Source organism: Candidatus Profftella armatura (Diaphorina cf. continua) (assembly GCF_016593155.1).
Taxonomy (GTDB): Bacteria; Pseudomonadota; Gammaproteobacteria; order Burkholderiales; family Burkholderiaceae; genus Profftella; species Profftella armatura_A.
The window spans coordinates 214,254-227,565 of sequence record NZ_AP023215.1 but is presented as its reverse complement, the minus strand read 5'-3'; the positions used below and the strand labels follow the sequence as shown (position 1 = coordinate 227,565).

Annotated in this window: 11 protein-coding genes and 1 tRNA gene; 5 read left to right on the top strand and 7 right to left on the bottom strand. The window is 26.0% G+C overall.

Annotation, left to right across the window (positions count from 1 at the left end; genetic code table 11):
- Positions 1-156: 156 nt before the first annotated feature.
- Both prfA and prmC read left to right on the top strand, forming a co-directional pair.
- Positions 157-1,236 carry a peptide chain release factor 1 gene (gene prfA / locus JIC14_RS00990; protein ID WP_201329936.1) on the top strand — a complete coding sequence of 360 codons (1,080 nt, stop codon included), beginning with the start codon at positions 157-159 and terminating at the stop codon, positions 1,234-1,236.
- A gap of 9 nt (positions 1,237-1,245) precedes the next feature.
- Positions 1,246-2,085, top strand: coding sequence for a peptide chain release factor N(5)-glutamine methyltransferase (prmC, locus tag JIC14_RS00985; RefSeq protein WP_201329935.1), 840 nt, complete (start codon positions 1,246-1,248; stop codon positions 2,083-2,085).
- A 21-nt stretch (positions 2,086-2,106) separates the two neighbouring features.
- On the opposite strand, the gene cyoD is transcribed toward prmC, so the two are convergent.
- From cyoD to cyoA, 4 genes are all read right to left on the bottom strand, one after another.
- Positions 2,107-2,463 (bottom strand): cytochrome o ubiquinol oxidase subunit IV, encoded by a 357-nt coding sequence (gene cyoD, locus JIC14_RS00980; RefSeq protein ID WP_201329934.1) that lies wholly within the window; start codon positions 2,461-2,463, stop codon positions 2,107-2,109.
- A 28-nt stretch (positions 2,464-2,491) separates the two neighbouring features.
- Positions 2,492-3,136, bottom strand: a complete 645-nt coding sequence (cyoC, locus tag JIC14_RS00975; protein ID WP_201329933.1) for a cytochrome o ubiquinol oxidase subunit III — start codon at positions 3,134-3,136, stop codon at positions 2,492-2,494.
- Between the two features lie 4 nt (positions 3,137-3,140).
- The gene (gene cyoB / locus JIC14_RS00970; RefSeq protein ID WP_201329932.1) at positions 3,141-5,129 is read right to left on the bottom strand and encodes a cytochrome o ubiquinol oxidase subunit I; all 1,989 of its coding nucleotides are present in this window, start codon (positions 5,127-5,129) and stop codon (positions 3,141-3,143) included.
- Positions 5,130-5,192: 63 nt separating this feature from the next.
- On the bottom strand, positions 5,193-6,068 hold the full coding sequence (cyoA, locus tag JIC14_RS00965) for a ubiquinol oxidase subunit II (protein ID WP_201329931.1): 876 nt from the start codon (positions 6,066-6,068) through the stop codon (positions 5,193-5,195).
- 244 nt (positions 6,069-6,312) lie between these two features.
- On the opposite strand from cyoA, the gene miaA reads away from it, so the two are divergent.
- From miaA to JIC14_RS00955, 3 genes are all read left to right on the top strand, one after another.
- Positions 6,313-6,909, top strand: coding sequence for a tRNA (adenosine(37)-N6)-dimethylallyltransferase MiaA (gene miaA, locus JIC14_RS02085; protein WP_320412643.1), 597 nt, complete (start codon positions 6,313-6,315; stop codon positions 6,907-6,909).
- Positions 6,903-7,259, top strand: coding sequence for a tRNA dimethylallyltransferase (locus JIC14_RS02080; RefSeq protein WP_320412642.1), 357 nt, complete (start codon positions 6,903-6,905; stop codon positions 7,257-7,259). The genes miaA and JIC14_RS02080 overlap by 7 nt, the downstream gene beginning before the upstream one ends.
- A 64-nt stretch (positions 7,260-7,323) precedes the next feature.
- Positions 7,324-7,398: transfer RNA gene (locus tag JIC14_RS00955), tRNA-Met, on the top strand.
- Positions 7,399-7,436: 38 nt separating this feature from the next.
- Here the strand turns inward: JIC14_RS00955 and lpdA are convergent.
- From lpdA to aceE, 3 genes are all read right to left on the bottom strand, one after another.
- A complete protein-coding gene (gene lpdA, locus JIC14_RS00950; protein WP_201329930.1) occupies positions 7,437-8,894 on the bottom strand; it encodes a dihydrolipoyl dehydrogenase in 1,458 nt (485 codons plus the stop codon).
- 101 nt (positions 8,895-8,995) lie between these two features.
- The gene (locus JIC14_RS00945) at positions 8,996-10,198 is read right to left on the bottom strand and encodes a 2-oxo acid dehydrogenase subunit E2 (protein WP_201329929.1); all 1,203 of its coding nucleotides are present in this window, start codon (positions 10,196-10,198) and stop codon (positions 8,996-8,998) included.
- Between the two features lie 38 nt (positions 10,199-10,236).
- Positions 10,237-12,909: a pyruvate dehydrogenase (acetyl-transferring), homodimeric type gene (gene aceE / locus JIC14_RS00940; protein ID WP_201329928.1), complete on the bottom strand. Its 2,673-nt coding sequence runs from the start codon at positions 12,907-12,909 to the stop codon at positions 10,237-10,239.
- Positions 12,910-13,312 lie beyond the last annotated feature (403 nt).

Genomic DNA, 13,312 nt, shown 5'->3' with positions numbered 1-13,312 from the left:
AATTTATTTATTTTAAAATTAATTTAATTAAAATTCTGTATAAAATGTATTTATATTATAAATGAAATTTATAATATTGAAAAAAATATTTTATTAATTAATATTTACATTTTTATAAAAATTATTATATTTTTCCTTTTAATACTCAATAAGATTATGAAACCTTTAATGCTCTCTAGACTTGAAAAATTTTCAAAACGATTAAAAGAATTAGATTTTTTACTAACACAGGAAGAAATTCATAATAATATTAAAGATTATTGTAAAAAAGCACGTGAGCATGCTCTTTTATATCCTATTGTAGAACTTTACAATAATTATAAAAAAATAAATGAGGATATTATAACAGCAAAAGAAATGTTAAATGATTTAGAAATGAAAAATTTTGCTTTAGATGAATTGAATTTAGCAAAAAAACGTATATTTGATATTGAATTAGAGTTAAAAAAATTAATTTTACCAAAAGATAAAAATGATAAACGGAATATTTTTATAGAAATTCGGGCTGGAACCGGGGGAGATGAATCTGCATTATTTGTTAATGATTTATTGAAAATGTATACACGATTTTCTGAACGAAATTATTGGAAATTTGAAATAATATCTAGATCTCTTTCTGAAATTGGGGGATATAAAGAAGTTATTATACGTATTATTGGTTTGAACGTATATTCAAAATTAAAATTTGAATCCGGTGTTCATAGGGTTCAACGTGTACCAAAAACAGAAACTCAAGGTCGTGTTCATACATCAGCTTGTACAGTAGCTGTAATACCTGAATCAGATGAAATTGAAGATATAAATATTGATCCCTCTGATTTGCGAATAGATACTTATCGTGCATCAGGAGCAGGTGGACAGCATATTAATAAAACTGATTCAGCGGTTCGTATTACGCATATTCCAACTGGTATTGTTGTTCAATGTCAAAACGATCGTAGTCAACATAAAAATAAAGCATTTGCATTAAAAATTCTTTCAGCTCGAATTAAAGACTCTAAATTACGTGAGCAACAGTCTAATACAGCGGAAATACGTAGATTATTAATTGGATCGGGGGATCGAAGTGAGCGTATTCGTACTTATAATTTTCCTCAAGGAAGAATGACGGATCATCGCATTAATTTAACATTATATAAACTTGATTATATAATGGACGGGGATTTAGAAGAAATTATTAATGCATTATTAATAGAGCATCAATCTAATTTAATAGAAAATTTATTCTCAAAATAAAAATTTATTATGTTAAAAAAAAATACTATTTTTACATTACAACAAAATTCATCACTTAATATATTTGAAACTAATATTTTATTAAAATATGTTACCAAATTATCTGAAGTAGAATTAATTATTAATCACGAAAAAGAATTACATAAGCAGGAAATAAATATTTTGAATAAATTAATTCAAAGACGTGTATTAGGAGAACCAATTGCATATATTATCGGTAAAAAGGAATTTTATGGATTAGTATTAAATATAACTTCAGATGTTTTTATTCCAAGACCCGAAACCGAATTATTGGTAGATTTAATTATAAAAAAAAATTTTGAAAAAAAAATAAAATTACTAGAAATAGGGACTGGATCCGGGGCTATTGCTATCGCAATAGCTGTATATTCTAAAAATAAAATTGAAATTATTGCTACTGATATTAATGAATATTCCTTAAAAATAGCAAAAAAAAATGCACAAAAAAAATTAACTAAATATAATATTCCAATTAAATTTATAAAAAGTAATTGGTATAATAATTTACAAAATTATAAAAAATTATTTAATATTATTGTTTCTAATCCACCATATATTTCAAAAGGAGATATTCATTTAAATAAAGGTGATTTACGTTTTGAGCCAATTAAGGCTTTAACTGATTATTCCGATGGATTATCATCAATAAAAGAAATCATAAAAAATGCATCAAAATATCTTGTGAATGATGGGTTATTATTAATAGAACATGGTTATAATCAATCAAATTTAGTTAGAAAATTATTTTTTCAATATGGTTTTAATAATATAAAAAGTTGGCGCGATCTTTCTGGAATCGAAAGAGTTACTCAAGGAAGAATAAGTTAAATTTTTATTTAAATAAATTTATTACATATTAGGCATCATATTATGATTTAAGTGATACATAACCCAAATTGATCCAAAAAACATTATTACTATTAATATTAATGTAAAAATAAACGATAATATAATCCATCCGTTTTCAGATTTAATATTCATATGAAGAAAATAGATCATATGAATGATAATTTGTAAAATCGCGCAACTTAAAATTATAAATTTAATAATATTTACATTTAAAAAATTATTATTTTTATTAAAAGAAATTATAAATGGAATAACTGTTAAAATTAGTGATAAAAAAAAACCAATTATATAATCCTTTATTGTTCCAAAGAAAAAAGTATCTTTGTAAAAATTATTTTTATATTTTTTAGTATACATATTTATTTTTATAAAAAATTATTTTAATCTACGACAATATTCCCATTAAATATATAAATGTAAATATACCAATCCAAATAATATCTAAAAAATGCCAAAACATAGATAAACAAATTATTCTACGTTGATTTTCTAAAATTAAATTATATTTTTTAATTTGTAAAATTAAAGTAATTAACCAGATTATACCAAAAATAATATGTAATCCATGTACACCTATTAAAACAAAAAATGATGATAAAAAAGCACTCCGCCATGGACCAAAATTTTTATTAATTAATTCAATAAATTCATTTAATTCTAAAATAACAAAAAAAATACCTAATAAAACAGTAATTGATAACCAAAAAATGACCCAATTTACATATTTTTTTTGTACTTGTATAATTGCGAAACCACAACTTAATGAAGATAATAGTAAAATTATTGTATTTATGACAACTGATGGAAGTCGAAATATTTGAATTGCAGTTGGTCCTCCTGCATAATTATGACCTAATACAGCATAAATTGCAAATAAAGACGAAAAAATTAAACAATCACTCATTAAATATAACCAAAATCCTAAAATAGTAGAATTTTCATGACTTGATGTATGAGTTATATAATAATTTGTATTTTTTTTATTTTTTAAGTAATTTTTAGAGAAATTATTAGTAGTTTTAGGTATCATAATCTTATGATAATATACGTTTTTTTTCAATACAAGTGATTTCTTTGGAAGAAATGTAATAGTTTCTTTTATAATTAAAGGTATGATATATCACTATCATTAGTGTAATAATAAATGATATTATAGTCAATAACCACATATGCCATACTAATGCAAACCCCATAATTAAAGAGAAAATAGAAACTAAAATGCCAATATTAGTATTTTTTGGCATAAGAATATCTTGAAATTCATCCTTTGGAAACTTAAAATTATTTTTTTTCATATACCACCAGGCATCAGATTGATGTATTAATGGTATAAATGCGAAATTATAAACCGGCGGGGGAGAAGAGGTGGACCATTCTAAAGTTCTACCATTCCATGGGTCTCCTGTAATATCAATTAATATATGTCGTTTATGATAACTAACTATTAATTGTATTACAAAACTAATAATACCTATTGCTATTAATAGTGTACCGAACGCGGCAATTTGAAACCAAATTTTTAATGAGAAATCCTCAAAATGACTCATACGACGAGTAACTCCCATAAAACCAAGTATATATAATGGCATAAATGCCACATAAAAACCAATTAACCAAAACCAAAATGAACATTTTCCCCAAAATGGTTCTAATTTATAACCAAATGCCTTTGGAAACCAGTAATTGATTCCAGACATTAAACCAAATAATACGCCTCCAATAATTACATTATGAAAGTGAGCAACTAAAAATAAACTATTATGTAATAAGAAATTTGCTGCTGGAACTGCTAATATAACACCAGCCATTCCTCCTATAACAAATGTTATCATAAAACCTATAGTCCATAGTATAGGTACCTCAAATCGTATACGACCACGATACATAGTGAAAAGCCAATTAAATATTTTTGCGCCAGTTGGTATTGAAATAATCATAGTAGTTATACCAAAAAATGCATTAACATTCGCACCAGATCCCATAGTAAAAAAATGATGTAACCAAACTATATAAGATAATAAAGTGATCACAACTGTCGCATAAACCATAGAAGAATAACCAAATAATCTTTTACTACTGAATGTTGACACTACTTCAGAAAAAATACCGAATACCGGTAAAACTAAAATATATACTTCAGGATGCCCCCAAATCCATATAAGATTAACATACATCATAATATTTCCACCAAGATCATTGGTAAAAAAATGAGTACCAATATAACGATCTAACGCCGATAAAAATAACACAGAAGTTAGCACAGGAAAAGCGGCAACAATTAGTACATTAGCGCATAATGCAGTCCACGTAAAAATTGGCATATTCATTAATTTCATTCCTGGTGCACGCATTTTAATAATGGTAGCAATTATATTAATACCAGATAACAATGTGCCAATACTAGCAATTTGTAATGACCAGATATAATAATCAACTCCAACTCCTGGGCTTTGAGCAATACCAGAAAGAGGTGGATAACCTAGCCATCCGGTACTTGCGAATTCTCCAATAAATAAAGAGATCATTACAAGTATAGCTCCACCAGTAGTCATCCAAAAACTAAGATTATTTAAAAATGGAAACGCGACATCTCTTGCTCCAATTTGTAATGGAACGATAAAATTTATTATTCCAGTAACTAATGGCATAGCAACAAAAAATATCATAATTACACCATGTGCAGTAAAGATTTGGTTATAATGCTCTGGAGGTAAATAACCAAAAGAATTTCCAAAGGAAATTGCTTGTTGCAGACGCATCATAACAGCATCTGTAAATCCTCGGAATAACATAATTAAACCAAGAATAATATACATAATACCAATTTTTTTATGATCAATACTAGTAAACCATTCTTTCCATATATAACCCCAAAAATGGTAATAAGTTATTAAGCCAAGTATAGTTAAACCAACTATTAAAACCATAAAAAAAGTTGCTAATAAAATTGGGTCATGTAAAGGAATTGCATCCCAAGTAAGGCGCCCTAATATTAATTGGTAAAAATTTATATTTTTAAACATAAAATTATAATTTTCAAAATAAAATGTTATTTTTAAAAGGTATTATCATTAATTTTATATAATCTATTCTTTTTTATTAAGAATATATTCATATAAATTAGGTAAAACATTAGCATAATAATAAACAGGATCATATTGACTTGGCTTTAAAAGTTTAGTATAAATTTCTTTATTTAAAATAATTTTAGGAGTATTATTTTTGATATTTTTTATCCATAAATTAAAATTTTTTTTATTCATTCCATAAAATTTAAATCTCATTCCAGAGAATCCTAATCCACTGTAATTAGAAGAAAATCCTTCATATTTACCAATTTTATTAATTACTGCGTGTAATTTAGTTTCCATTCCTGGCATGGTATAAATTTGTCCCGCTAATGCGGGTATAAAAAAAGAATTCATCATATTGGATGATGTAATTTTAAATTCAATTGGATAATTTATTGGCGCAGCTAATTCATTAATAGTAGCAATACCTTGTTGTGGATAAAAAAATAACCATTTCCAATCTAGTGACACTACTTCTACTATTAATGGTTTTATATTAGGTGATATATTTTTATATTTACTACTGATACGAGATAATGGTTGATATGGATCTAATTTATGTGTACTTATCCATGTAATTGTACCAAGTATAAGTATAATAAGTACTGGTATAGACCAAATTAAATATTCCAATTTATTTGAATCCCCCCATTCCGGAGAATAAGTGGCATTAATATTAGAGGATCGGTAATACCAACTAAAAAAAATTGTTAACAACATTACTGGAACAATAATTATTAATACTAAAATCATTGAAATAATAATAATATTACGTTGTTGTAATGCAATATCACCAGAGGGAGATAATAAAACAGCTTTACACCCTTCAAAAAATAAAGGAAAAATTAAAAATAAAAATATTTTATATTTTCTTATTATATTAATTAACATTTTTTTCAATTAATTTTATATTTTATTATAAGGTTTAGAATTTCATAAAATTTATATGTAATCAATATTTTTAATTATATAGTAAACTACTTTTTTAAAAAATTAAAGATATTTTAAAAATTATTTAAAAAAATTTATTAATAAAATTATATTTTATAGATTAAAATAAATTTTTTATATAAAACCCTTCAAAAGATTATAAAAAATAAATTCATTAAGTTTCTTTTAGATAAAAATATTTTTTATGAAATATGTTAAAAATAAACCATATGTAGTTGCAATCTTAGGCCCCACCGCGTCTGGAAAATCTTCTATTGCACTTAAAATATCAAAATATATACCATGTGAAATTATTTCTATTGATTCAGCTTTAGTTTATTATGACATGGATATTGGTACAAATAAACCAAGTATTATTGAAAGGAAGATGACGCCTCATCATTTAATAGATATTATTGAACCAACTAAGTCGTATTCAGTGATTCAATTTTGTGAAGATGCATTATTTTCAATTAAAGATATTTTAAAAAAAGAAAAATTACCTTTATTAGTTGGGGGGACTATGTTATATTTTAAAGCTTTACGTGATGGAATAAATAAATTACCTCCAGCTAACTTAAAATTGCGCGCGCAATTTAATATTGATATTAATAAATTTGGTATATCAGTTTTATATGATAAATTAAAATTATTAGATCCAGTCACTGCTAACCGTTTAAATCCACAAGATAAACAAAGAATTCAACGAGCCTTAGAAGTTATTGAAATTACCGGAAAACCTATGTCTTTTTTTTTAATAAAAATAATGTTACACAAAAATTACCTTATCGTTTATTGTTAATTTCTTTAGAACCATCTAATCGTCATATTCTTCACGAAAGAATTTCAGATCGTTTTAATAAAATGATTGATAAAGATTTATTAATTAATGAAGTTAAAAAAATACGTAAAAAATGGAATTTAAACCTAAATTTACCATCAATGAAATGTATAGGATACCGTCAAACATGGGAATATATAGATGGTTTAATTGATCGAAATACTTTAAAAGAAAAAAGTATTATAGCCACTAGACAATTAGCAAAACAACAGTTAACATGGCTTCGTAATATGAATGAAAAAATTATCATTGATTGTTTAGAAAAAAATTGCGTACAAAAAATACTAAATCTTTTAAAATCTACGTTTTAACGTATTTTCATTTATCGAATTTTTTTGATATAATTATTTTTATAATGTTTTTTTTTATTATTTTGGTGATATAGCTCAGTTTGGTTAGAGCACAGCACTCATAACGCTGAGGTCGGTGGTTCAAATCCACCTATCACTATGATTTATTTTTATGATAACAATTTTATAATAAATATTTTAATTTTTTGTTACATTTTTTGTTACATATAAATCGGTGGCTATATTTAACCCAAGTTCTGATGCAATCATGAAAGTCTCAGATAAGGTTGGATGCGCGTGTATGGTTAATGCGATATCTTCTAAATTTGCCCCCATTTCTATAGCTAATGTAATTTCAGACAATAATTCTCCGGCATTAACTCCAACGATAGCTCCACCAAGAATACGTTTTGTTTTCGGATCAAATAATAATTTAGTTAAACCTTCCTTACGATTTAAGGTAAGTGCTCTACCACTAAATGACCAAGGAAAAATAGATTTTTTATAAGAAATAAAATTAATTTTAGCATAATTTTCTGTTAATCCTACCCATGCTATTTCTGGATCAGTATAGGCTATTGATGGAATAACTAATGAATCAAATTTCACCTTAGAATTAGATATGGTTTCAGCGGCTATTTTAGCTTCACTTATTGCTTTATGAGCAAGCATTGGAGTCCCGCAAACATCTCCAATTGCATAAATATGAGAAATATTAGTGCGTTGTTGTTTATTGACTAATATAAATCCATTTTTGTCAACTAGAATACCCGTTTTATCAAGACCAATATTTTTACTATTTGGATATCGTCCAATTGCCATTAGTACAATATCAAAAAATTTTGATTTGACTAAATAATTAGAATTATTTTTATTTATTTCAAATGTAACAAATAATCCCTTCTGAAAAGGTTCTATTTTTTTAACTTTAGTATTTAAATAGATTTTTTGATATTTTTTTTTAATATGTTTTTTAAATGGTTCAATTATATCTTTATCTGCAAATGGAATTAATTGATTAGAAGATTCTATGATTGTAATGTTTGTACCAAGAGCATTATATATACAAGACATTTCTAACCCAATAATTCCTCCTCCTATAATTAACATATTTTTTGGAATTTTGTTAAGCTCTAATGCATGAGTTGAATTAATTAAGCGTTGATCATCATATGGAAAATTTTGAATTTTAATAACAGAGGAACCGGTTGCTATAATTGCATTTTTGAATGAAATAATTATTTTTTTATAAATTGTTTCTACGATTATGCTGTTAGCAGAATTAAATATTCCATTGCCATGTATTAATATTATATTACGTGCTTTTATTAATTTATTTAAACCATTTGATAATTTAGTGATAATATTTTTTTTCCAATTGCATAATTTCTCAATATCTATTTCTGGTTTATAAAAATTAATACCAAATTTTTTTATTTCCTCTGATTCCGTTATAATTTTAGCTATATGTAATAATGATTTAGATGGAATACAACCAACATTAAGACATACTCCACCAAGAGATTGATATCGCTCAATTAATAAAACTTTTTGACCTAGATCAGCCGCTCGAAATGCCGCAGTATAACCGCCTGGGCCTCCACCTAAAACTACAGTATCACATTTTATGTTTGATTTATCAGAAAAATTTTTCATTCTCCGTATGTAAATTATTTTATTAAGTGAAATATTAGAATTTTAAATATATGATATTTAATTAGTATTTTAAATAAGTAAAAGTAACTTATCAAGTTTAATTATAATATAATTTTTCTTATATCTGATAAAATATTACTTAATGAGTTAGAAAAATTAGCGCTCATAGCCCCATCAATTACTCGATGATCATATGATAACGACAATGGCAACATCATTCTAGGTATAAATTTAGTATTATTCCATATAGGTTTAAATATAATCTTAGAGATTCCAAGGATAGCGACTTCTGGTGAGTTAATAATTGGAGTAAATGCAGTTCCCCCAATCCCCCCTAAAGATGAAATAGTAAAAGTTGAACCTTGTATATTTGACAAATTAAGTTTATTTTTGCGTGCTTGATTAGATAAATTAATAATTTCTTGAGAAATTTGAGTAATTGTTTTTTGATCTGCGTCTTTAATAACCGGTACCATTAAACCATATTTTGTATCTACAGCAAAACCTATATGATAATATTTTTTAAGAATTAAATTTTCACCAGCCGAATCAAGAGAGGAATTAAATTTTGGATATTTTTTTAAAATATAAGCTACGGATTTAACAATAAATGATAAAATGGTGAGTTTTTCATTGGATTCAGATATATTATTATAATTTTTACGAAATTTTTCTAATTCAGTTACATCGGCTTCGTCAAATTGTGTTACATGAGGAATTGTGGTCCAAGTGCGATATAAATTTTGACCGCTTATTTTTGTAATACGTGATAATGGTTGAAATTCAATATTTCCAAATTTTAAAAAATCTGAAAATAAACATTCTTTTTTTTTTATGTTTTCTAAGGATACATAATTTTTAATATCTTCTTTTAAAATACGATTCTTAGGGCCAGTACGAAGAGTAATCTTTTTAAGATCAACCCCAATTTCACGAGCAAATTTACGAACTGAGGGTGATGCGTGTATATTATTTATAGAATTTTCTAAAGATAATGGCGAAGAATTTATTTTAGAGAAATTATTTAATTTTTCCGGAGAGGATTTAATATTTTTTTTATTTTCCTTGAATTCTTCTAAAATTAATATCTGTGAATTTTTAGAAACCTTATCTCCAACTTTAACTTTTATTTCTCTGACAATACCATTATGACTAGAGGGAATTTCCATACTTACTTTTTCTGATTCAACAACTAATAAAGATTGATCAATTTTTATTGTATCACCTATTTTTACCATTAATTCTATTACTTCTACTTCTGAAAAATCTCCAATATCAGGAACCTTTATTATTATTTCGTTCATATTTATGATTATTATTTTATAAAATTTTCTTATATTATTTATATTGAAAAAGGACTTTGTTTTTCTGTATTAATATTATATTTTTTAATTGCTTCAGAAACTATTGAGAATTTAATTAAATTTTCTTTAGCTAATGAATTAAGTGCTGCAATTGCAATATAATATCGACTTACTTCAAAAAAATTTCGTAATTTTTTACGGGTATCGGAGCAACCAAAACCATCGGTACCTAATACTTTATATATTCTCCCTTTTGGGATAAATGCCCTAATTTGTTCCGCAAATAATCGCATATAGTCAGTAGCAACAATAATTGGTCCATTTGATTTTTCAAGAGATTTAGTAATATATGCAATTTTTTGTTTTTTAGTTGGATGTAGCATATTCCATCGTGTGGTTTCTTGTCCATCACGCGCTAATAAAGTAAATGAAGTAGCCGACCATATGGCTGAGTCTATATCCCATTCTTGTAATAAAATTTGAGCAGCCAATATTTCTCTTAAAATAGCCCCTGATCCTATTAATTGAACTTTTAGTTTTGATTTTTCATGATTATGTTTTTTTAATAGATATAAACCTTTTAAAATACCTTTTTCTTGTCCTTTTTTTAAACCGGGATGACTATAATTTTCATTCATGACTGTAATGTAATAAAATACATCTTCTTGATTGGAGATCATACAATGTAATCCATGATGTATAATTACCGCTACTTCATGCGCAAATGTTGGATCATAAGGTATACAATTTGGAATTGTAGATGCCAATATATGACTATGACCATCTTCATGCTGAAGTCCTTCGCCATTAATTGTTGTGCGTCCAGAAGTTCCTCCTATTAAAAATCCTCTAGCACGAATATCTCCAGCTAGCCATGCTAAATCCCCTATGCGTTGAAAGCCAAACATTGAGTAAAATATAAAGAATGGAATCATAATACAATTACTAGTAGAATATGCTGTAGCGGCTGCAATCCATGAACCCATACCTCCAGCCTCATTAATTCCTTCTTGAAGAATTTGTCCATTTTTTTCTTCACGATAATACATAACTTGACCCTTATCAACTGGATCATATAATTGTCCAACTTGACTAAAAATTCCAATTTGTCTAAATAAACCTTCCATACCAAAAGTACGTGACTCATCAACTACAATAGGAACAACGCGATTTCCAATATTTTTATCACGAAGTATAGTATTTAAAATACGGACATAAGCATATGTAGTAGAAATTTTTCTTTCATTTAAAGTGGGTTCTAGGATTTTTTTGAAAGCTTCTAATGGTGGAATTAATAGTTTTTCATCAGATTTTTGACGACGTTTTGGTAAATAACCACCTAATTTTTTTCTACAATTTTTTAAATATTGAATTTCTGGGGAATTAATAGATGGTTTATAAAATGGAACTAATGATAACTCTGAGTCCGGAATAGGTAATTTAAAAAAATCACGTATACTTTTTATACCTTGGTTATCAACTTTTTTTACGTTATGCGCTATATTACGAGCTTCTCCAAATTCTCCTAATCCATAACCTTTAATACTTTTAATTAGCAATACAGTTGGTTTATCTTTATTTTTTTGTGCCATTTTAAATGCGGAATAAATTTTACGTAAATCATGCCCACCAAAAGTAAGATTCCAAATATCTTCATCTGACATTTCTTTTATCATTTCTAATAATTCCGGATGTTTTCCAAAAAAATTTTTACGTATAAAATCACTATTTTTGGATCTATAATTTTGATATTCTCCATCAAGAGTATCCATCATAATTTTTTTAAGAATACCATTGTGATCACATTCTAATAATTTATCCCAACTACTACTCCAAATTACTTTAATAACATGCCAACCAACTCCATAAAAATGAGCTTCTAATTCTTGAATAATTTTACTATTTCCTCGTACTGGACCATCTAATCTTTGAAGATTACAGTTTACAATCATTATTAAATTATCAAGTTTTTCACGAGCGGCCATACTAAGTTCACTCATTGATTCTGGTTCATCCATTTCTCCGTCCCCACAAAAAATCCAAATTTTTCTATTTATTGTATTAGTGATTTTACGAGCATGTAGATATTTTAAAAAACGCGCCTGATGAATTGCTGTTAATGGTCCTAATCCCATTGAAACTGTTGGAAATTGCCAAAATTTTGGCATTAATTTTGGGTGAGGATAAGACGATAAACCATAACCATCAACTTCTTGACGAAAATTGATCATTTGCTCTTCAGTTAATCGACCTTCAAGAAAAGCTCTAGCATAGATACCTGGGGAGGAATGACCTTGTATATATATTAAATCTCCACCATGATTATGGGTTGGAGCTCTCCAAAAATGATTAAAACCAACTTCTAAAATATGAGCTAATGAGGCAAAACTTGATAAATGTCCACCTAAACTATTATCAATTTTATTAGCTCTAATTACTAATACCATTGCATTCCAACGTATCAATGATTGCAAACGCTCTTCAATTTTGATATTTCCTGGAAAATCATAATCAAAATGATTTGGTATTGTATTAATGTATGCTGTATTTTTGAATAAGGGGATATTCATTCCGTGATGTAATAAGAACTTTATCATTTTTTTTATTAAATAATATGCCCTATTAGGGCCCTCTATTTTAATTACAGACTTTAATGCTGAAATCCATTCTTCTGTTTCTACTACATCAGAATCTTTAGTGGTTTCTTTCATGATTTTTTATCATTTTTAATAAATAAAATTTTTTGTCAAATAATAAGATTATTAAGATTGATTAACTATTATTTTAGTATTTTAATTCAGTTATATAATTATAAAATAAGCTACAATTAGGATGATATTTCTATAATTCTTTAAGGAATAATATTTTTATAATTTCTTAAAAATTTATTTTTATTAAATTAAAATCTTATTTAGTTTGATTAAAATTATTTTTTTATTAATACCGAAGTTAAAATTAATTTTTTTGATTATTTATTGAGATATGTATTAAATTTCATTATTTAAATTTTAATTTCATATATTATATGATTTATTATTTTTAGGTATATTTTTCAAAAACTCATAATTCTTTTGAAAAAAATAATTTAAAATATTTAGCGTAATAAATAGTCTA